Source organism: Fictibacillus halophilus, from assembly GCF_042680145.1.
Classification (GTDB): Bacteria; Bacillota; Bacilli; order Bacillales; family Fictibacillaceae; genus Fictibacillus; species Fictibacillus halophilus_A.
The window spans coordinates 870,521-890,349 of the sequence record NZ_JBHTNQ010000001.1 but is presented as its reverse complement, the minus strand read 5'-3'; the positions used below and the strand labels follow the sequence as shown (position 1 = coordinate 890,349).

Genomic DNA, 19,829 nt, shown 5'->3' with positions numbered 1-19,829 from the left:
CTGCTGCTTATTTTAAAGGTCTCATAAATTCTGTATGGCGCTCGTCCAGCGAGTATAAATCTCGCTGAACTAGCAAAAAAGCTGACTCGAGAACAAATATCTGAGTCAGCTTCCCTATTTATATAATCACGTTACAAAGTCCGGCTTGCGCTGCGCCAAAGTCGGGCTTTTTTGCTTTACCGGCTCACCAGTTTCCATATCTAAAAACGAAGTCGCCTCGTTAAACCAGCTATCAGGGGCTTTATGTCCCCAAAACGTCTGCCTTCTCGGATCGTTAATATCCCACTTAATAGGCTTAAAATCTGGATCACTCGTTAAGTAATCCCCATTGTACAGTTCGATGCGGTTTCCATCCGGGTCGCGAATGTATAGGAAAAAGGCATTCGATAATCCATGACGCCCTGGACCGCGCTCGATATTATCTGCATAACCCATACTTGCCATCACATCACAGCAATGAATGAGACTCATCGGATCTGACAGCCAGAAGCCTACATGATGCAAGCGCGGACCTTCACCATTCATGAATGCTACGTCATGGACGGTTGGTTTTCGGTGAAGCCATGCAGCCCAAGTCCTGTCATCTTCAGTTGCTGTATACTCTGAAACCCTGAATCCGAGTTCATCCGTATAGAATGCTACAGCTGCTTCCACGTCAGGAACCATACAATTGATATGATCGATGCGCTGAACACGGGCACCGCGGTATAAATCATACTTTTGAATGCAGCGCTCAGCACCTTCCATTTCGACGAAAAACTCGAGAGGAATGCCTGAAGGGTCTTCTACACTCAGTGTTTTGCCGATTCCAACCGACTTATCAGCTTCTTTCCAAAGTACTTTTGCCCCTTTTCCTTTAAAGAAGGACTCTAAAGCATTCAAGTGACCATCTTCCCACACTTTATAGCTCACGGCATGCACGCCTGGCTTTTCGGCTTTTTTCAAAAGAAGGCTATGATGACAATGCTCTTCTAATCCCCTTAAAGCCATCCATTCTGAAGTAGATGCTGTTTCAATGAATCCTAGAGCATTTACATAAAAATCACGGGAAGCGTTGAGATCAGTCACGTTCATGACAACTCGCGCGATACGTATAATGTTAAAATCCAACGTCGGCACCTCCCTATACACTCGTATAATTATGATTTGAAGATTTCACACGATTTAAAAAGTCTTTCACCATTGCTTTATAAGGCTCTTTGTTGAATTGATCATAATAGATATTCGACATACGCGCCGGGTCGCCAAAGAAATAATATTCATAAAGAGCTTGGCGTCCCCCGAAAGTGCTGATGGAAATATCCCATGCTAATCGGAATAATTGAGTACGCTCATATCCATCAATATTTGCGCCTTGTGTATAGCGGTGAACGAGCTCACCGATGTCATCAGCATTAAAGTCTGCTTCAGTCGGTATTCCCATTAAGCCTGATGCACCAAGAATTTTCACGATCTCCACAATACGCTGATACATCTTTGGATACCAGTTACGGGCTGCGTTTAATGGTGCAAAGTCTGGTGTCATATTGCCATATTTATCGATCGATGCATTGTGTTCTGCACGGTATAAGTGAGAACGCATTGTCTCTAATATCAGCATTACTTCAGACGCTTTTTCTTTTACATGCGGGAACACATCTATTCCGATGGATTCCATCATGTTCAGAATTACGCCAAGGACAAACTCAGTTTTCACTGTATTCTTTGCAATTACTTGATGCGCCATGTGGACAATTGCGTTCGTCTCCACATAAGTGCGATTGCAAATGTCAGAGTTGCCGCTGACAAAAACACGTTCCCATGGAACAAGAACATTATCAAATACAACAATTGCGTCACTCTCTTCAAAACGAGAGCTTAAGGGATGATCCCACTGGCTTCTCCCTTGATCGAAGGATTCACGGCATAAGAACTTAAGACCTTCTGTGTTGTTCGGAATCGCAAATGCCATTGCGTATGGATCATCCTCAGAGGACGCCTTGTTCAACGTTGAGGGGAATACAACGATCTCATCGGTAACTCCCCCAAGTGTTGCAAGCAATCTAGCTCCTTTTACAACGATTCCATCTTTGTTCTTTTCAACGATACGGGCTGATAAATATGGGTCTTTTTGTTCGGACTGCTTTTTTGAACGGTTTGTTTGCGGATGTATGAGCGTATGCGTTAAGCTGATGTCATTCTCCCTGCAATACTCATAATACTTTTTTGCGTTTTCCGCGAACATCGGATCATCTTGAGCAAAGAAGCTGTCCGCTGTACCGAATGCCATCACACTTGTATTCAGGTAATCCGGGGTGCGTCCCATCATTCCGCCTGTGTAACCAGCCCATTCGGAAATCATCTCGCGGCGGCGGATCAGATCTTCAACCGTTTTAGGCGCGATGAAGGATAGTCCTACCTGCTCGCCTGTCTTCTCAGAGGTATATAACATCTTGTCTGCTTTTTCATGCTGGAGGTCATACAGGTTTGCAATGGATCTCACAATGTTTCGGAATGCTGGATGCGAAGGTACATCATCAACTTTTTTACCATGAATCCATACGTTATTTTTTGCCTTCTTGATTCCTTGAATATATTGTTCCCCCGTACGTGCAGGCAAAGAAATCCCTCCTTAGTGTTTTGCTTCCGTCTGAAGCGATTGTTTTTTCTTTCCGAACTGCTGAATGTGATGGTCAGCGAGAGCTACATGCACGACTTTCATTTCCGTATAAAATTCAAACGCATAATGCCCGCCTTCACGGCCGATTCCTGAGTTTTTTGATCCGCCGAAAGGAATGCGCAGATCCCGTACGTTTTGCGAATTAACCCACAGCATGCCCGCTTCAACAGCGTTTGCCACACGAAGTCCTTTTTTCATATCGTTTGTCCAGACATAACCCGCAAGTCCGTACTTAATGTCATTTGCATAATCGATGACTTCTGCTTCATCTTTAAAGGTCATTACTGAGAGTACCGGACCGAAAATTTCTTCTTGGGCAACAGTCATATCATTTTTAACATTTAATAAAAGAGTAGGAGCTACAAAGTTTCCTTTTTTATGAGATTCAGAGAGCTGCTGGCTGTAGACTTCAGCCCCTTCATCTTCCGCAATCTTCAAATAGCGTTTCACATTTTCATAATGATCATTATGAATGAGCGGCCCCACTTCCGTATCAGGATCGGATGGGTCACCAACAATAATGTTGTCAACTCTCTCTTTCAGCTTGGCCACGAATTCATCTTTAATAGATTCCTGCACAAACAAACGAGAGTTCGCTGTGCATCTCTCACCGTTAAAAGAGAAGATTCCCCACACACAAGCATCCATTGCACGTTCCATGTCACAGTCATCAAATACGATAATTGGAGATTTGCCGCCAAGTTCCATCGAGAAGCGTTTTAAAGAATCCGCTCCGTTCTTCATAATTTCCGATCCTGTCTTCGTCTCCCCTGTAAAAGAGATGAGCTGCACGTCCGGATGCGCTACAAGTGAAGCCCCTGCTTTTTCACCAAAACCGTGAACAACGTTGAAGACACCTTGTGGCAATCCTGCTTCATCAACTAGTTCGGCAAGTTTGTTAGCTGTCAGCGGCGACCACTCAGCAGGTTTTAAAATCACAGTATTCCCCGTCGCAAGAGCTGGAGCGATTTTCCACGTTTCAAGCATGAATGGTGCATTCCATGGTGTGATTAGCCCTGCAACTCCTACAGGTTTTTGAATGGTGTAGTTCATGAACTCGTCATCCACGTGATACGCTTCACCAGACATGCGGTTTTTTACCATCTCCGCATAAAATCTGAAGTTATCTGCTGCACGGCCAACCATCTTTCTCGTTTGTGCAATCGGCAGACCTGTATCATAGGATTCGAGCAAGGCGATCTCTTCAATGTCACGATCGATTAACTCCGCAATTTTATAGATGTACTGAAGACGCTTCTCTTGCTTCATCTTTCCCCAAGGTCCTCTTTTGAAGGCTTCTTTTGCCGCTTTTGCAGCCAGGTTAATATCTTCCTTTGTCCCTTCACTGACTGTATTAATTTTTTCATTTGTAAAAGGGTTCAAGTTTACAAAGAATTCACCAGTATGGCCTGGCACGAATTGTCCGTTAATATAATGACGGATCGTCTCGTTAACTTCTGGCTTCATTGTCCTTCCCTCCCGTTGGTACCTTTTCTGAACGACCATCAACAATCGTGTTTTCCAATACGCCAAGATAGTCGATTTCAAGTCTTACAACATCTCCTGGATGCACATGTGAGATTCCTTTCGGAGTACCTGTCCAGATCACATCGTTCGGCTCAAGCGTCATAAATGAAGACACGAACTCGATGATTTCTGGAATGGAATACATCAAATCTTTCGTGTTGCCTTGCTGTCTGAGTTCACCGTTTACATATGTGCGGAGTTCAAGGTTTGTTACATCAGGAATATCTGCAGCATCTACATAAAAAGGACCCATCGGACCAAACGTATCGTGTCCCTTTGCACGTACCGGGGGACGGTACCAATTGTTAACGAAGTCACGTACTGTTACATCATTCGCAATTGTGTAACCGCTTACAAAATCCATCGCATTTTCAGCTTTAATGTTTCTTCCTTCTTTTCCGATCACAACGGCAAGTTCGTTTTCATAATGCATGTAAGTTGCACCGTCAGGATAGAATACTTGCCCTTTATGTCCGACTAGAGATGAATTTGGTTTTATAAAAAGAACGGGTTCAGCAGGCTTTTCTAGGCCCAGTTCATCTGCGTGGTCAGCATAGTTCAGTGCAAGCCCGATCATCTTATTAGGCTGAAAAGGCGGAAGCCATGTTTCAATGTCCTTTATGTTTGCTGTTTTTCCTGATGAAAATGTAATAACATCATCGGTTACCGTTCCTTTTTGTCCTCTTCCCTCATATATCACTCTTGCATGTTTCATTTACGCTTCACTCCCTATTTTTTCTACTAATCCATAATCAGCAAGTACAGATCTGATTTCCTTCTGCAAGGATTCTGACGGTAAGTCCATCGGCATTCTCAATGTTGGATTGATTTTCCCCATCATTCCGAGTGCAGCTTTTAAAGGTGCCGGGTTCGTGTCTTTAAAAAGAACATCGTTCAATGGCATAAGATCGTAATGAAGCTTCATAGCTTCTTCTACATTTCCTGCTTCCCATGCGTTATAGACTTCAGCTACTTTTGACGGCAGCACGTTTGCTGTTGCGGATATGTACCCAGCTCCACCGATTGCAAGCATTGGATAACAAAGCAGCTCAATTCCTGAATACAGCAAAAAATCACGTCCGCAGTGTAATAGCACACGATTAATGTGTTCAAAGTCTTTATTCGATTCTTTTACACCGATAATATTCGGACAATCTTCGTTAAGTCGGGCAAGTGTTTTCACTTCAAGGTTAACGGCTGTTCTCCCTGGAATGTTATAGATGATAAGCGGTATATCCACACTGTCTGCAATTGTCTTAAAATGTTTGTAAAGTGCATGCTGTGAAGGCTTGTTGTAGTATGGGACGATGACCATAGCAGCATCTGCTCCCATTTCTTGTGCGAGTTTTGTGAGATGAAGTGATTCTTGGTGGTTTGTTGAGCCTGTACCCGGAACAATCGGTACACGTTTGTTTACAGCCTTAATGGCTATTTCCATCACTTGCTCGCGTTCTTTCAGCGTTAGTGACGAAGGCTCTCCTGTTGTCCCGGTTACCGAAATACCATGACTCCCTGACTGGATATGCCAGTCTATTAAACTTTTAAGCGTATCAAGATCAAGTGATTCATCCTCGTGAAAAGGTGTAATGATAGGCGCAATGGATCCACGAAGCGTCTTTTTTGCTTCTTCTGCATTCATTCTTTTCATCTCCTTAGTAATTGATTGTTTGGGGCTGACTAGATTTGTCCTCAAGAAAAGCTTTCAGCGTGTTCAACTTATGATTGCGTGTAAAAGACTCAATTTTCTCTGGATCTTCTCTCTTTTCAATCATTTCAATTAGCAAGTAATGTTCAGCAATGGATCGTTTCATTCTGGAAGGTTTCATTGTCATACCGCTCTTTCGGACTGTACCAAGTCTCTCCCAAGTTGAATGAATTTGTTCCATTAAAAACTGGTTTGAGCAATATTTGTAGGTAAGTTTGTGGAATTCTTTGTTGTAGTTGGAGAAAAGAGAAAAATCAAGTGAATCAAGTGCTTCTTCCATTAACTTGGTGTATGCTCTTAGTTCGTCAAGTTTTTCATGAGGAAAGGATTTAGACGATTCTGCTGTTGCAAAACCTTCTAGTACGGCTAGTACAGACAATGTCTCTAAATATGCTTCTTCATCAAAGGGGGTAACAATCGCTCCTGAATAGGGTTTGAAAGAAATAAGGGAATCAGCTTCGAGCAGCCTGATCGCTTCACGAACAGGAATGGCACTCGTTTGAAGCTCCCTTGCCAGCTGATCAATTACGAGCTTGTGGCCAGGCGGGTATCTTCCATCTAAGATGCGGGAACGGATGACTTGGTAAGCATATTGCTGCTTGTTGGGTTTTTGTTGAGTATTCATAATTCTATGTTAATCTCAAATCATATATGATTTCAAGTGTATTTTCAGAAAAATCATATATTATTGTCAATTTAGTAAGATAGTAATGTTTTCGGGATATAATTAAAAATATACTAGTTATAAGGTCATGATAAAGACTTTAGAAGTTTACACTTGTAGTAAAAATAAGCTATTCTATTCATATAGATTGTGTATAAAGGGGTAACTAACCCATGAATGTGAAAAATGCAATGGAAATACTAGTAGATGAAGCATTACGGAATTATTGGGGACAGCTTCAGCTTCCTTGTAAATGTGAGATTTGTAAAGCAGATGTTTTTGCCATTACACTCAATAATTTACCTCCTCGCTATGTATCAAATGAAGATGGCTATGCATACGTAAAAGCACAAAACTTTGATGACCAATCACGAGTAAATATTTTGAACCAGATCGTTAAGGCAACAGGCATCGTAGCAACGCGTCCTTCACATGACTTAAAACCATCCTCCTCCCAAGAGTAGAAGATGGTTTTTGCTTTAGTCTTTTAATAAAAAGCACGTGTCTCTTTATTCCTATTTTTCAGAATAGTTCCTTGCGGGACAAGCAGCTTTGTGATATATTTGTGACAACCATTCCGGACTGGATTACATCTTAATTAAGAGTTTGAAAGTTGTTTGGTAATTACGGCACAAATGTGCAAACGTTCTAGGAGGCATTCACATGCAAACAGGTAAAGTAAAATGGTTTAACGCAGAAAAAGGTTTTGGTTTCATCGAAGTTGAAGGTGGAGATGATGTATTCGTACACTTTTCTGCTATTCAATCTGAAGGATTCAAATCACTTGACGAAGGTCAAGAAGTAGAATTCGAAATCGTTGACGGAGCTCGCGGACCACAAGCAGCTAACGTAACTAAAAAATAAGTATAACTTATATACAAAACCGGTATACTGTTGCCGGTTTTTTTCTTTGGCTGTTTGCTTTAACTATGGTGCTGTTGGAAGTGGTTGATTTCCGCTCCAGGATGCTCGCTTTCCGCGGGGCGTGCGGTGAGCCCCCTAGGCTAATCAAGCCTGTCGGGGTCTCACCTGTCCCGCTGATCCCGCAGGAGTCTCGCACTTGCACTCCAATCAACGTGTCAATGAAGAGAAGTGACAAAAGACTCAAAAGCAACAAACTTTTATAAAAGAACCTCAATAAAAAGAAGAGGCTCCCCGGACCAGGAACCTCTACTCTTTAAATGTAATTTTAGATTTATAGCTCTCGATCTTCCCAAGTATGTCTACCTTATCTTCCTGCGAAAATATACCGAGCTTATGCAGGATCAGTGTATATTGCTGCAGTTTAAACAAAGAGCTTTCTTTGTACCACATGGCATTCACCCATCTTTCCTTAAGGAAACTTTTTTATCCTTTGCAAATATTATATGCCACATGCTACTTTAATGATTCTAATTATCGAACTAATATCCCCGCGCCCATGAAATTATTTTATTAAATCCTCTACTTTATATAGATCTGAAAAAACTACATCATCATCTGACAATATAAATTTGTGGGTTCGCAGCAGTGATAATTTGAGTGACTCAGGCATGCCTTCTTCTTCATATGCACACATTATGACCAGACCCATATCGGCTACAAGTCTATCGACCACTTTTTCAAGTTCTTCTACTATCGATAATGGTCCATCTATCGTGCTCCATTCTACATGCGTCCATGTGCGGAATGTTATATTCTCATCCAAAAAAGGCTTATACATGTTTTCAATGTAATTAAGAATTGCTGGAGGATGATAGCTCCCACTGGAAAAATAAAAGTCGAAATTATTTATTTGATGGATTTTAGCCATTTCATTTTCATTCAAATGTTTTTTCAACTCTTTCATGAGGTGAGGTAAATACCTTTCATTTTCTATAAGAATAATAGATTGACCCAAAGAAACACCATCTAGGATGAAATTGACTGCACTCCGTATGTAATTATCCATGCCGTTAAATGCATAAAGCAGATGTGCACTTTTATGATTTTGTAGTAGTTCATTTATTTTTATATTCAAGTGTTTACCCTCCCCATTATTAATAATCTTAATGTTTATATACATTAAATTCTTTGTATTTTACAGAAATCCTTCTAAATTAAAAAAGCGTCCATTAAGAACGCTTTTTTTTTTGCATTTATTTAGTTTTTAATGTGGAAAGCATCGCCCAAATCGCCTGCTCCCACTCGGCTGTTTTTTTATGCTGCGCAAGATTAATCGTGTATTTCACTTTATCTCCGCTCTCCATCTCATGGATGACGATATATTTCTTAAAGGAATCTTTTGAAGCCGTAATAAATAGCTGAGTAGATTCAAAAGCAGGACCAGCTGTTTCTAATCCATTCACTTCTTTTACTTCTCCAACAGCCGCAAGTTCATCGTTTGCCCATTTTTTAAGATCTTCAATAGATGCATTTTCTGAAAGCGGCTCTATTCTGACGAACGTTTCCGCAAACTCTGTAGCGAACATTACGTCTTTTCGCGGTTCTTCAGCTGTAAACTCAAATTCATCTATTTTATAAAAGTAGTAATCTTGTTCACTCTCTGTTAGAGCAGCTTCCTTCTCGACCGTGGTTCCATTGACAGTATATTTAAGAGTTTGTGAGGCAGCCGGCTCACCTGTTCCAGAGTCAGCAGCAGTAATCTTTTCGAGGATCCATTGATCATTCTCGTTTTTCTTGTAAACGATCGAAACTTTTAATCCTTCTTCTAAATGTGCAACTGTGTCTCGTACTTCATCAGACAATCGGAGGACAAGTGTATCGCCCGCTGCTTCTACTTCAATTGAGTTATTGTCGATCTGTCCGATATAAATACCTTCTTCTTCAATAGATGCTGCTGGTTCTGGTGCTGGTTCTTCCTTTTGATCTGCAACTTGTGCCGGTTCTGCTGATTGTTTAATCGCTTCTTTTTTCTCTGTATCCTTTGCGTCACCGCTGCACGCCGATAATATAACTGCAAGTGCGAAAATTGAACTCTTCATCCATATCTTTGTTGTCATGATTCATCACCTCATTAATTTAGACGACACTTATAAAAAAATTGTTACATACTGGTAATTACACCTTTAAAACTTAAAAATATATGTCGATATAAAGGCAGTACTTATACATTCTAAAACGGAGATGAAAAATTTTGAATCCATCATTTGCCTCAAATTTACAAACGAACAAGCTTGTAACGAAAATGTTATGGGGAATGTTCTTTCTTGGACTCGGAAGTACATATGCGAGCACAAAAACCATTAACAGTGTTATGTTTTATGGTTTATCAGGATTAGTAATTCTTCTCTCGCTCACAGTTTGGACTTACCGAAAATGGGCGCCGCATGCTGTTCAGTATTACGTGGTTTTCGGTATGACGGTCTTAACGGTTATCATGGCACACTCGAATCCGAAAATCTCCACTTACTTGATGACTTATGTATCTCTTGCTGTAATCACGCTATACCATAATTATATTTCTATCTTACTATCGGGTGTAAGCGGAGTTTTGTTAACCAATTTTTTCTTTTTTCAATATAAAGATTCCATGTTTGCTGGACAAGATCCAAAAATCATCATTTCATTAAATGTGTTTCTTATTGTGATTACGGGTGCGCTGGTTGCTCAAGCCAAAATGGGGCAGCGTATGCAGGAAAATATTCGAACAGCTGAACAGCAGGCCGAAAATGATAAGGTCAAGCTTGAACATCTGTTAGCGAAGGTAAAAGAAGCAACTGAAAATCTGCACATCTTCAGTCAGTCTGTAAGAGAAAACGTTACAAGAACCGGTGAGATCTCAAGCAACATCACTTACGCTTTTACTGAAGTGGCTAAAGGAGTTGAGTCCCAGGCAGTTAGTGTTGGCGGGATGAACGACTCTGTAACAAACACAAATGATGTTGCAAAAGGACTTTATCAGCACTCCAGCGACATGAAAAAATTATCTGAAGAAACAGCTCAAGTAACTAAGGCAGGAGAAAGCCAAGTTTCGGAGCTATCTGCCAAGATGGAAGAAGTCAGCAAACTAATGCACCAAACCAACTCATTAATGCACGAACTAAACGAACAAAGTGAATCAATTGAAGGGATTCTGACAACGATTGAAGAAATCTCTTCACAGACAAATCTTCTTGCACTGAATGCAGCTATTGAAGCCGCACGTGCTGGTGAACAAGGCCGCGGTTTTGCTGTGGTTGCTGATGAAGTTCGCAGGTTGGCGGAAGACTCACAAAACTCTACTAAACAAATCGCTAGCATCCTCGGTGAAATCCGCAACAAAGCAAAACAGGCTGCACAATTTGTTGACGGCTCACAAGGTGTTGTTACCTCAAGTCTTGAAGCAACCCAGAAAACAGCCGACAACTTCGGGCGTATTTTAATAAACACAGATCAAGTAGCGGCACAATCTTTCCAAGTGCAAACATTGATCAATCAGCTTTATGAATCAACAGGTTACATCGTTGGAGAAATCCAATCTGTTTCTGGAACTGCAGAAACATCAAGCGGTGCTGTTGAAGAAGTACTTGCAAGTGTAGAAGAGCAGCAAAGATGTGTGGAAGAAGTTGTTGCGAGTTTCAACAAATTTGAATCGTTAACAGCCGAATTGAATGAACTTGTAAAAGAATAAATTTACGGAAATGCCTTTTCATGTTAAAGTGAAAAGGTTTTTTTAAGGAGATTATCATGCACACACATAGGGGTATTTATTGCATCTGCACAAATGACAATGGTCACCTGCTCACTGTGGAAAAGAGCGGCGGACCGTATAAAAACCGCCTTGACCTTCCTGGCGGGACACCTGAAAGTGGTGAAACAGAAATAGAAACCATTGTGCGGGAGGTGTTAGAAGAAACCGGCTATAAGGTACTGACAGCAGATAGAGCCGGTGAAAGATCTTATGAACTTCCGTGGAATTATAAACAATGGACTCACTCTCAGCATACGGCTGTCTATTATTTATGTACGGTTGATGAATCGAATAAGATTAGTCTAGCAGATATTCCAGATCAAGATTCTAAGGGTGTTTTATGGAAAGACGCTGAATTATTGAAAGAAGATTGGTGTTCTCCCCTTGTTCTTGAAGCAATACACTACCTTTTAGAAAAGAAGATAACCACTGAAAGAAAGTCTTATCATACATGGGAAGTTCTGCAACTGCCAAAGTACAAATAAAAAAACCGCAAAGGCGGCTTTTTTAAAAGCAATAAAACGAATTGATCTGACGAGTGTCCATCCCGAAGTATACCCATCTGCGCCCGTTCCAGCGGAAACCTGCAACAGAACGTCTGCCTACAAATGTAAGCCAGGCCCAGAAACCAGGGCCCCATGATGGCCAAATGTAAATGAATTGATACAGACAAGGTCTGATTGCTCCTGGATCAACTGCATAGGCACCAAACTGGCCTCCGCCGCCTCCGCCACCACCAAAGCTGTATGCTTGTGATTGTGAAGGAGTAAAACCTGGTGGTGCTGATGTAGGGGCCATTCCGCCGCTCCCACCGCCGCCTGGTCCTTTTCCGCCTGGTCCACCCGGAGGAGGTCCACTCGGTGGTCCGAATCCCTGACCGCCGCCTGGTGGTCCAAACCCTTGGCCCCCGCCTTGACCTCCGCCTTGACCCGGAAAGAAAGGAAAATATCTTTGCGTCAAAATATTCATCTCCTGTATATATTGTTTGTGCTCGATTTAGTTTATTCATCTATTAACCCGTACGTATAGACAAGTATCCCGTAATTCCAAATAAATAGGATTGCCGTTCTATTGTTTAGGGTATATTACATGAAACACCTATGTTTTTTTAAGGAGGCTGATATAATGGGACGCATTAGTAAAGGCATAAAGGGTATGGCGGTTGCCTATTTAATTAAGCAAGGAAAAAAGAGATTGCTGCCAATCATTAAACGAAAACTTAAAAGTAGATAATAAAATGACCCATATTCACTGGGTCTTTTTTTATGAGGTTGTTTGGGATAGTACAGGGGATTGCCTAACGAAATTTGTCGAGGATTGCAGACTCGTGGATGTGTGTGTGACCAAAACTCGTGGATAAAATGCTAGTACTTTTGGACTCATGACCAATTCTCGTGGATTAATAGAGATTTTATTTGGATTGAATTCAATTTCCTGCACCCATACTCCATTTTTGTCTCTTTCAATCTGTGTTCTCTCTGTATTCTCTCATTTCATCCCTTAAAAACCGCACCTCAAATTCTACTATGGATTCTGCGAGCTCATTTTGGAACGTTCGATAGAAGTTTTCCTCGTTATCCAGCAGTAAACTCTTAATTTTTGAATGATTGCCGTCTCTTATTAGTTGATCTATCGCATAATAGCTTTGGCGGTATGGAAGATGCGGAGAATTTCTGCGATTTTCATTTGCCCACTCACTAACACTTTGAATTCTTTTAAAAGGAATGAAATTAAGCGGCATAAACTTAGGGGTCTTTTCTATACTTGCCCATCCAACATATTCAGCTATTCCTTCTTCAAACCATCGAGGCAAATGCCCGTTAACAAGACCCTTTTGTCCTAGATAGCTTACAATCCAATGATGGGTATACTCATGAGCGGTTAGTTCTAAAAAGTGTTCATCATTTTCCTCCATTATCTGAGTAACTAAAAGATGTATCGTTTCTTCTGTCGGAACATACATGCCATGTAAATTTTCATAGGAATGAACGGGTAATTGATTTTGAAAATTCTCCGGATTTCGATATAGAATGACCGTAACCGGAACTGGTTGATGGACATCAATCAACTTTTCATTCATTGTGATCACTTTTCGGATATGCTGTATGGCGAGGTTTGCGAAGTGCTCATCTCCCGGTCTATAGAATACAACCGCCTCTTTTGACGATTTTACGCTGAGCTTTTTAAGGAAACCAATTCTCTTAAATAAGAATTGATTATCATAAAAAAGTGATTTCGTATAAAATTGATTTTTGGCTCGTGCAGGTAAATCTTGAGTTAAAGTATGATGAAGGAAAAAATTGAATGAAGAAAAAAGAACAGAGGATAAAACAACGGTTATAACAATGCATAAAAAGCTGATTCTTTCAGCTTTAGATTTAGTGAACCTCTTTGCCAGAAAAAATTTTATACTTGAAACGATCAAGATCACACCTAGCAATAATCCAAATAATTTATCTGTCAGAAGAAACAAACCATAGAGCAATAATACCAAACATAAGCAGTAACAAAATGTTTTCGTGATGAGATAAAGCCTGTTCAAAATGTATAATCCCCTTTTTTATGAGTAATTTTCTAGAAGTTGTACTATTATCAATATGCACTCCATAAAATCATAGTGAATCCAAGTTTTACAGGAGGCGCTATGACCGGATACATTGTTGAAGGCAAAAGTGATCAACTGAGAGTACAAAGTGTCGATCCACATGCTCATTTCGTTATATTGAATGGCATTTCATTTCGTCATAAAGAAAGAAGAGCGATTGAAGAAGCATTGATTATATGTAACGAGGTGTACGTTTTAACAGATCCTGATGAACCTGGAGACAAAATTGCGCAAAAGATTATGGAGGCTTATCCAGAAATAAAACGTATTCCCATCGATCCTAAAAAAGCTAGAAATGTAAGAGAACGACGCTACAAGTACGGAGTCGAATACTGTTCTAATCAATATTTAAAGGAAACACTTCCTGGTATTTAAACTGAAGAATTCTCTCTGCTCGAATACCTTCCTTCTAAAACTCAATAACCTTTACAAAAAATTAAAAAAGAGACTGCAGAGAATTTCTCCGCAGCCTCCATTTTATTTTCTTTCAAAGAATTCAAGCGACTCTTCATCAGGGCCGTAAAAGAAAAAGTATTTTCCGTTTGGCAGTTCTGTGATTTCTTTGTCTTTAAGCTGAACCCCTTTTTCCTTTAATATCTCGAACTTTTCTTCGATGTTTGTGACAGAGAAAGCAAGATGGTGAACTTTCCCCTCATTCGTTACTTCTCCCGGATAACCAGATATCAGTTCAACAAGCACCTTTTCTTCTAATCCTAAAAAAGCAAGTTCCACTGGGACGCTTGTATGATCAAAACGGTCCAGCAGCTTTAATCCTAAAATTTCCGTATAAAACGAAAGCGATTTTTCCATGTTCGTTACCATAATTCCCGTATGTTCAATTCCTGTAATCATGTGTGTAAACTCCTCTCTTAAGTTGAAACAGAATGTTCAACTGCTAAGTTCTTTCGAATAGCTTCCCCATATTGAAAAAATGGCAGAGACAATAATGAGATTAGCGTCAAGCTCCCAAATACATAGAACCCATGTTCAAAACCGAACGTACTTAAAAGGAGACCGCCAATCCATGGTCCTGCGCTGAATCCGATCGAGCGAAATGACATCGCTCCAAAATATGTACCTCTCATATGGTCTGGAGCCAGGTCGTCTAATAAAACGTCACTCATTACGAAAACGATTATTTCTCCTACAGTTAGCAACACCATGCTTATTACGAGGAAGATCCAGTTAGTTGATAACCCAAATCCAAGTAAAGCAAGACTAAAGGCAATGCTTCCAAAGCGAAGTGCGTTCATCGGCTGAAACCGTTTAACATAGTTCGTAACCGGAAACTGTAATATTAGCACCGTTACGGCATTTGTAACCACAAGATACGCAAAAAGCTTCACACCATTCTCAAATTGCGGGGCATTCCCTATATATTGCGCTAATGTTGTATCCATTTGTGACTGTGCCATCATCACTATTGTGTTTCCTATTAGAAAAAAAGCCAAGACTCTATCTTTTGACAAGACAGTCAGTGCAGATTTGATGGAGAACTTTCTTTCTTCACCGGCTTTTAGTTCTGCTGAATAACCTTTTAGCGTAACGATAATTAAGAGCCCGTATACCAGATACGCAGCAGCAGTAATATAGAATGCTCCAGTTGAAGAACTTGTGCCAAGGTGAGTCCCGGCAACAGGTCCGATCGCTGCTCCTACATTGATAGCAAAATAGCGGGCATTGAAAACGCGAAGTCGATTTTCCTTCGTAGTAACATCTGCAAGCAATGCTCTTGAAATCGGTTCAAACCATGATCGGCAGAGACCGTTTAACATATTCAGCAAGAAGAAGTGCCAGACATGTTCGGCAATCGCGAACCCGGCAAAGACAGCACTCCATGTTAAAATGGCAGCTGTCATAACAGGAATCCTTCCAATGCGGTCAGAGAGATAACCTCCAAAGAATCCCCCAAAGGTTCCTGTAAGTGCACTGACACCGATAATCAATCCCACTATAGCAGGTTCTATTCCTTTTTCACTGTACAAATAAATCGCTAAAAATGGCATTGTCATGAAAAATGCTGCCCGTGTAAAAAGCGTTCCCGTTACGATTACGATGACAGCTGGATGCCATTTTGAAAAAAATCCGTTCATCTCCATTCCTTCTCTCATCTTTTCTGTTTTATAACTTTATCACTTTTTTAAAAAAGATAGAAAAGAATATTTACATTTTTTGAAACTTTCTTTTTTTTGATTCGTCTGATATAGGTGTACCCCCCTTTCCCGGAAAAAAGCCCTCCCCTTACATGGGCTTTTTTCTTTTTGTTTTTTTAAAGGTTCTTTTCTAAAATATCATTGCTTATGTCATTTTTCCTTTCACTTCATTGATAAATTGATTGAAGTGAAAGGTGCGTGCCAACTACTCGAGTATTCTTCTTGTAAGGCATGCGACGAGGAAGCCCACTTCGATAGGATATCTGTTAGACGCAGGAGCACACATACTTCCTTGAATATGACATCTTACATGCTTACATGTTTCACCGCACGCCCCGCGGAAAGCGAGCGACCTGGAACGGAAATCAACTACTTTCAAAAACAACAAGGTTTGCGAGATTTTTTATAGAGTAAAACCCTTTTCTTTAGTCCGTCAACGCGACTTTGTCACAAAGTGATAACTTTTATCAAAAAAATCACATATTCCTCATAAATTTTATGAGTCTTGCTATATTATAGACATCCCTATCAACAACCCCCTTTTTTCATTGTTAAGAACGAGAAAGAGCGCAAAGAAGGACATCCTTCTAAGCGCTCTTTTTTCTGTTCTTTATTCACATTCGTCGCCTTCACAAAATTCCATTTTCTCGTCCCGGATCGCTCCTCTTAGAGCACGTTCAATGTTTGCCTGCGGGTGCAGCCCTTTTAAGGCTCTGTCGCCGATAAACATAGTTGGAACAGCTTTAATTTGCACCTCTTCAAACGCTTGCCGTAAGTATTCTTCTCTCTCGCTGCTGAATTCACGGGTAGTAAGTGCCTGCTCAAACGATTCTCCGTCGAGTCCAACCTCTTCAGCGATGCTGCGAAGTACCTCAATCTGTCCAATGTCTTTACCTTCTTGATAGAAACTGGTAAAAACACGATGTGCATATTCTTTCTCTTTATTATGCCTTTTTGAAAACAGAAGTCCTTCATGTGCCAAATGTGTATGAGGTTGAGGTGAAACTTCTGGCAGAATCATATTTACTCCCATTTTTTGTGCAAGCGGAAGGACAGATTCCTGCCAGGCACGCTGAATGTAATTTCCTTCAGGCATTAAAGTCTCCTCTGGATAGGGGCGCAATTCAAATGGCATCCATTCCACTTCAACATCTTTATCCTTTGTTGCTTCTAGTAGCGGAGCCTCCGCTAAAAAACAATATGGTCAAACGAAATCTGAATAAACTCTGATTTTAATAGTCATATCCTTATCTCCTCTCATTGCTTTTTATATCTTGTATATAAACTTTATGCGTAATTCCCCATATTCCGACAAACACCCTCTGTTCACCTTTTGTATTCCGTGATATATTTAGAAGGGCTTACAAGCCATACATACCATATATTGATTTACATACATATGAACCACTCTTCGCTATAACATCAATGTGTTTTAGCATTTCATTTTAGGAGGATATACCGTGATTTTAATGGCAGGTATGATCGGAACGGGCAAATCTACGTATGCTGAATTTCTGAGCGAACAGCTAAGCAGCGAGATTTTTTACGAAAGCGTCGTTGATAACCCTATTTTACCCGATTATTACAAAAACCCGAAGCGATGGGCTTTCCCGCTTCAGATTTATTTTCTAAACACACGTTTTAAAACGATTCGCCAAGCTAGAACAAGTCCAGATAACGTACTGGACCGCAGTCTCTATGAAGATCTGATTTTTGCAGAACTGAACTTTGATTCCGGCAATATGACACAGCTTGAATTTGATACGTATAAAGATCTGCTTGAAACGATGATGAACGAAATTGACAAAACACCAAAGTCACGTCAGGACCTGCTCATATATTTAGACAGTGATCTGGATACCGTTTTAAACCGCATTAAACAAAGAGGGCGTTCATATGAGCAGATCGAAGAAAATCCCGAACTTCTAGCCTATTACAAAACTCTTCATGCGAAATATAAAGATTGGATCAAAGCATACGATAAAACTCCTGTATTGATGATCGAGAGTGACCAATATAATATCTTTGACAAGAATGATCAGGATAAAATTATGGCACTCGTTAATAATGAGCTTCAGCGTCTCGACTCGCTTGATCAACGTTCTGCTGTTATGCATGAAACCCGCTAAATCCACAAACACTATATGGACAATCAAGCTTTAAGGAGTGAACATTTTGTTTACACTATTCTTTATCTCAATGGCTGTCCCTGTAGTTGTTGCTGGATTATGGTGGACAATGAAAGTTGCAAAGAAACAAAAAGTCTACACTGAAGACGAAGTAAACCCTGCAGTTTCAAGACATCCAGCGGTTCTTAACCCTGTGTTTATAACGTACATCGGGTTTACAGTAGTAGTTATTGTCATTGTTTACATCGCATTCTTCGTTTATTAATAAAAGAAAAGGCCTGGAGACTATTCGTCTTTCGGCCTTTTTTCTAGGTCTTGCGGTTTTTCCGGATTCCAAAAGCTCATCGTTTCAATAAATTGTCTGGTTTCTTCTTGACCGAGATCATGGATGATTTGATAAGCTTCTTTTAATTTTTGATCATATCTGTCATTGTCAGAGTCATTCGAGTAGGGTACATAGGGTAAATGTGTTCTCACAAATGTATCATTTGCTGTACTATCCAGCTCACTAAACTTTTTTGCGAGTTTTCTTACATCTTCATCTGAAGCTGATATCTCAAACTGAAAAGTTGACGCTGTTTTTATCGGCAAAATTTCTCCGCTCTCAACGTTCACATAATAAGGTCTTTTCTCCAAGGGTGACGTCCTCCTTTTTTATTTATTTTCCGCCACATACCGATTTTTATGTAACGTTTACCACCATCTTTTTTTCTTAAAATAACCCATAATCATTACAGCTAAAGCAAAACAAAGCGTTAAAACATAGAAATAGCCGTAACGCCATTTCAGTTCAGGAATATATTCAAAGTTCATTCCATATAAACCTGCGATAAATGTGAGTGGTACAAAGACTGCACTCACAAGGGTAAGAGTCTTCATTATGCGGTTCATGTGATCCGATTTTAATGACATCTGAAGATCTAGAACACCCTTTAAATTCTCTTTAAAACTGTCAAATGCGGTTGTCACTCTTGAGAAAGCAGAGAGTAAATCCTTGAAATAAAACCCCGACTCCTCATTGGCATATTCAAAATCATCATGCCCCATCTTTTGTATGACACTCTCTTCTGCCTCTACATATTGTCTTAGTTTGTGCAGTCGGGACTTCCAGCGGTACACTTTATGCCCGATCTCACGTTTTAACGGATCAACAAACACACTTTTTTCCAGTTCTAAAAATTCATTAGAAAGCTGATCCACCACTTCTAAATAAGAATTCACGATATCCTTCATGAAATAATAAAGCATATAGCTGACGTGCTGCATATGCTCCGGATTTTCTTTAAAGTCCTTTACGAGCGCTTCTCTAAACGGTATCTTTCGTTCTGACAGGACTATCAAATATTGTTCTCCAATTAAAAGGTTGATCCTGATCGGTTCAAGACTTTCCGTTTCTAAATAAAAGGTAGAAACAACAGCGTGTTTTGCATACACGTTAATACTCGGATGTTCTGAAAAGCTGGTAAATGCAGAAGCTGCAAGATGATGAAGTTCAACTTTTTCGAGAATAGAGTCTTTTTGCATTTCTTCAGGAGAATCATAAAATATCCAAATTGTTTCATCCTGATCAGGAACTTCAAAATGCTTGAGCCGGACAGTTTCGTTCGTGGTTTTTTTGTATTTCAGCATAACATCTGCTCCAGTCCATTTTTTCAGTAGCTTTCCCTTCGAATCGAATCTTAATAGCAACAATGTTTACGAAATCAGCCATAGAAAAAGACCCTATAGCAATAAAT

The 19,829-nt window shown here is 40.2% G+C and carries 22 protein-coding genes and 1 pseudogene; 7 read left to right on the top strand and 16 right to left on the bottom strand.

The features are described from left to right. Positions 1–126: 126 nt before the first annotated feature. The 6 genes from hpaD to ACFQ4X_RS04700 are packed head-to-tail and all read right to left on the bottom strand — an operon-like array spanning position 127 to position 6,516. Positions 127–1,110 carry a 3,4-dihydroxyphenylacetate 2,3-dioxygenase gene (hpaD, locus tag ACFQ4X_RS04725; RefSeq protein WP_379833395.1) on the bottom strand — a complete coding sequence of 328 codons (984 nt, stop codon included), beginning with the start codon at positions 1,108–1,110 and terminating at the stop codon, positions 127–129. A gap of 13 nt (positions 1,111–1,123) precedes the next feature. After that, a complete protein-coding gene (hpaB, locus tag ACFQ4X_RS04720; RefSeq protein WP_379833394.1) occupies positions 1,124–2,599 on the bottom strand; it encodes a 4-hydroxyphenylacetate 3-monooxygenase, oxygenase component in 1,476 nt (491 codons plus the stop codon). Between the two features lie 12 nt (positions 2,600–2,611). Then, positions 2,612–4,126, bottom strand: a complete 1,515-nt coding sequence (gene hpaE, locus ACFQ4X_RS04715; RefSeq protein ID WP_379833393.1) for a 5-carboxymethyl-2-hydroxymuconate semialdehyde dehydrogenase — start codon at positions 4,124–4,126, stop codon at positions 2,612–2,614. Further along, positions 4,110–4,901 carry a fumarylacetoacetate hydrolase family protein gene (locus ACFQ4X_RS04710; RefSeq protein ID WP_379833392.1) on the bottom strand — a complete coding sequence of 264 codons (792 nt, stop codon included), beginning with the start codon at positions 4,899–4,901 and terminating at the stop codon, positions 4,110–4,112. The genes hpaE and ACFQ4X_RS04710 overlap by 17 nt, the downstream gene beginning before the upstream one ends. Then, a complete protein-coding gene (gene hpaI, locus ACFQ4X_RS04705; RefSeq protein WP_379833391.1) occupies positions 4,902–5,834 on the bottom strand; it encodes a 2,4-dihydroxyhept-2-ene-1,7-dioic acid aldolase in 933 nt (310 codons plus the stop codon). Between the two features lie 4 nt (positions 5,835–5,838). After that, complete coding sequence (locus tag ACFQ4X_RS04700) at positions 5,839–6,516, bottom strand: GntR family transcriptional regulator (protein WP_379833390.1); 678 nt, start codon at positions 6,514–6,516, stop codon at positions 5,839–5,841. A gap of 212 nt (positions 6,517–6,728) precedes the next feature. Here ACFQ4X_RS04700 and ACFQ4X_RS04695 point away from each other — a divergent pair, with 212 nt between their 5' ends. After that, entirely contained in the window at positions 6,729–7,019 is a 291-nt protein-coding gene (locus tag ACFQ4X_RS04695; RefSeq protein ID WP_066288578.1) for a late competence development ComFB family protein, read from the top strand. 199 nt (positions 7,020–7,218) lie between these two features. Beyond that, the gene (gene cspD / locus ACFQ4X_RS04690) at positions 7,219–7,419 is read left to right on the top strand and encodes a cold-shock protein CspD (RefSeq protein ID WP_066237152.1); all 201 of its coding nucleotides are present in this window, start codon (positions 7,219–7,221) and stop codon (positions 7,417–7,419) included. A gap of 306 nt (positions 7,420–7,725) precedes the next feature. Here the strand turns inward: cspD and ACFQ4X_RS04685 are convergent, their stop codons facing one another. The 3 genes from ACFQ4X_RS04685 to ACFQ4X_RS04675 all read right to left on the bottom strand — a co-directional run bounded on the left by ACFQ4X_RS04685 (position 7,726) and on the right by ACFQ4X_RS04675 (position 9,536). Further along, positions 7,726–7,869, bottom strand: a complete 144-nt coding sequence (locus tag ACFQ4X_RS04685; RefSeq protein WP_379833389.1) for a hypothetical protein — start codon at positions 7,867–7,869, stop codon at positions 7,726–7,728. 112 nt (positions 7,870–7,981) lie between these two features. Further along, positions 7,982–8,554 (bottom strand): MEDS domain-containing protein, encoded by a 573-nt coding sequence (locus ACFQ4X_RS04680; protein ID WP_379833388.1) that lies wholly within the window; start codon positions 8,552–8,554, stop codon positions 7,982–7,984. Positions 8,555–8,672: 118 nt separating this feature from the next. Further along, positions 8,673–9,536: a hypothetical protein gene (locus ACFQ4X_RS04675; protein WP_379833387.1), complete on the bottom strand. Its 864-nt coding sequence runs from the start codon at positions 9,534–9,536 to the stop codon at positions 8,673–8,675. A gap of 134 nt (positions 9,537–9,670) precedes the next feature. Here ACFQ4X_RS04675 and ACFQ4X_RS04670 point away from each other — a divergent pair, with 134 nt between their 5' ends. Then, positions 9,671–11,146 (top strand): methyl-accepting chemotaxis protein, encoded by a 1,476-nt coding sequence (locus ACFQ4X_RS04670; RefSeq protein ID WP_379833386.1) that lies wholly within the window; start codon positions 9,671–9,673, stop codon positions 11,144–11,146. A 56-nt stretch (positions 11,147–11,202) separates the two neighbouring features. Then, positions 11,203–11,691 carry an NUDIX domain-containing protein gene (locus ACFQ4X_RS04665; RefSeq protein WP_379833385.1) on the top strand — a complete coding sequence of 163 codons (489 nt, stop codon included), beginning with the start codon at positions 11,203–11,205 and terminating at the stop codon, positions 11,689–11,691. Positions 11,692–11,713: 22 nt separating this feature from the next. Here ACFQ4X_RS04665 and ACFQ4X_RS04660 read toward each other — a convergent pair whose 3' ends face one another. Then, complete coding sequence (locus tag ACFQ4X_RS04660; RefSeq protein ID WP_379833384.1) at positions 11,714–12,175, bottom strand: transporter; 462 nt, start codon at positions 12,173–12,175, stop codon at positions 11,714–11,716. A gap of 493 nt (positions 12,176–12,668) precedes the next feature. Further along, the gene (locus ACFQ4X_RS04655) at positions 12,669–13,748 is read right to left on the bottom strand and encodes a hypothetical protein (RefSeq protein WP_379833383.1); all 1,080 of its coding nucleotides are present in this window, start codon (positions 13,746–13,748) and stop codon (positions 12,669–12,671) included. 102 nt (positions 13,749–13,850) lie between these two features. Here ACFQ4X_RS04655 and ACFQ4X_RS04650 point away from each other — a divergent pair, with 102 nt between their 5' ends. After that, entirely contained in the window at positions 13,851–14,186 is a 336-nt protein-coding gene (locus ACFQ4X_RS04650) for a toprim domain-containing protein (protein WP_379833382.1), read from the top strand. Between the two features lie 102 nt (positions 14,187–14,288). On the opposite strand, the gene ACFQ4X_RS04645 is transcribed toward ACFQ4X_RS04650, so the two are convergent. The 3 genes and pseudogenes from ACFQ4X_RS04645 to ACFQ4X_RS04635 all read right to left on the bottom strand — a co-directional run. Then, complete coding sequence (locus ACFQ4X_RS04645) at positions 14,289–14,663, bottom strand: VOC family protein (RefSeq protein ID WP_379833381.1); 375 nt, start codon at positions 14,661–14,663, stop codon at positions 14,289–14,291. Positions 14,664–14,680: 17 nt separating this feature from the next. Then, a complete protein-coding gene (locus ACFQ4X_RS04640) occupies positions 14,681–15,904 on the bottom strand; it encodes an MDR family MFS transporter (RefSeq protein ID WP_379833380.1) in 1,224 nt (407 codons plus the stop codon). 670 nt (positions 15,905–16,574) lie between these two features. Next, positions 16,575–17,156, bottom strand: a pseudogene (locus tag ACFQ4X_RS04635) (DsbA family oxidoreductase); the annotation flags it as partial. A gap of 277 nt (positions 17,157–17,433) precedes the next feature. Here ACFQ4X_RS04635 and ACFQ4X_RS04630 point away from each other — a divergent pair. Beyond that, the gene (locus ACFQ4X_RS04630) at positions 17,434–18,093 is read left to right on the top strand and encodes a deoxynucleoside kinase (protein WP_379837038.1); all 660 of its coding nucleotides are present in this window, start codon (positions 17,434–17,436) and stop codon (positions 18,091–18,093) included. A 46-nt stretch (positions 18,094–18,139) separates the two neighbouring features. Further along, positions 18,140–18,358, top strand: coding sequence for a hypothetical protein (locus tag ACFQ4X_RS04625; protein WP_379833379.1), 219 nt, complete (start codon positions 18,140–18,142; stop codon positions 18,356–18,358). A 20-nt stretch (positions 18,359–18,378) separates the two neighbouring features. Here the strand turns inward: ACFQ4X_RS04625 and ACFQ4X_RS04620 are convergent, their stop codons facing one another. Further along, on the bottom strand, positions 18,379–18,729 hold the full coding sequence (locus tag ACFQ4X_RS04620) for a hydrolase (protein WP_379833378.1): 351 nt from the start codon (positions 18,727–18,729) through the stop codon (positions 18,379–18,381). Positions 18,730–18,786: 57 nt separating this feature from the next. After that, entirely contained in the window at positions 18,787–19,722 is a 936-nt protein-coding gene (locus tag ACFQ4X_RS04615; protein WP_379833377.1) for a magnesium transporter CorA family protein, read from the bottom strand. Between the last annotated feature and the right edge of the window lie 107 nt (positions 19,723–19,829).

Bases quoted from the DNA above. Each gene is read 5' to 3' on its own strand.
- hpaE (WP_379833393.1), bottom strand. From the start codon at position 4,126: ATGAAGCCAGAAGTTAACGAGACGATCCGTCATTATATTAACGGACAA.
- ACFQ4X_RS04710 (WP_379833392.1), bottom strand. From the start codon at position 4,901: ATGAAACATGCAAGAGTGATATATGAGGGAAGAGGACAAAAAGGAACG.
- hpaI (WP_379833391.1), bottom strand. From the start codon at position 5,834: ATGAAAAGAATGAATGCAGAAGAAGCAAAAAAGACGCTTCGTGGATCC.
- ACFQ4X_RS04700 (WP_379833390.1), bottom strand. From the start codon at position 6,516: ATGAATACTCAACAAAAACCCAACAAGCAGCAATATGCTTACCAAGTC.
- ACFQ4X_RS04695 (WP_066288578.1), top strand. From the start codon at position 6,729: ATGAATGTGAAAAATGCAATGGAAATACTAGTAGATGAAGCATTACGG.
- cspD (WP_066237152.1), top strand. From the start codon at position 7,219: ATGCAAACAGGTAAAGTAAAATGGTTTAACGCAGAAAAAGGTTTTGGT.
- ACFQ4X_RS04685 (WP_379833389.1), bottom strand. From the start codon at position 7,869: ATGTGGTACAAAGAAAGCTCTTTGTTTAAACTGCAGCAATATACACTG.
- ACFQ4X_RS04675 (WP_379833387.1), bottom strand. From the start codon at position 9,536: ATGACAACAAAGATATGGATGAAGAGTTCAATTTTCGCACTTGCAGTT.
- ACFQ4X_RS04665 (WP_379833385.1), top strand. From the start codon at position 11,203: ATGCACACACATAGGGGTATTTATTGCATCTGCACAAATGACAATGGT.
- ACFQ4X_RS04660 (WP_379833384.1), bottom strand. From the start codon at position 12,175: ATGAATATTTTGACGCAAAGATATTTTCCTTTCTTTCCGGGTCAAGGC.
- ACFQ4X_RS04650 (WP_379833382.1), top strand. From the start codon at position 13,851: ATGACCGGATACATTGTTGAAGGCAAAAGTGATCAACTGAGAGTACAA.
- ACFQ4X_RS04645 (WP_379833381.1), bottom strand. From the start codon at position 14,663: ATGATTACAGGAATTGAACATACGGGAATTATGGTAACGAACATGGAA.
- ACFQ4X_RS04640 (WP_379833380.1), bottom strand. From the start codon at position 15,904: ATGAACGGATTTTTTTCAAAATGGCATCCAGCTGTCATCGTAATCGTA.
- ACFQ4X_RS04630 (WP_379837038.1), top strand. From the start codon at position 17,434: ATGGCAGGTATGATCGGAACGGGCAAATCTACGTATGCTGAATTTCTG.
- ACFQ4X_RS04615 (WP_379833377.1), bottom strand. From the start codon at position 19,722: ATGCTGAAATACAAAAAAACCACGAACGAAACTGTCCGGCTCAAGCAT.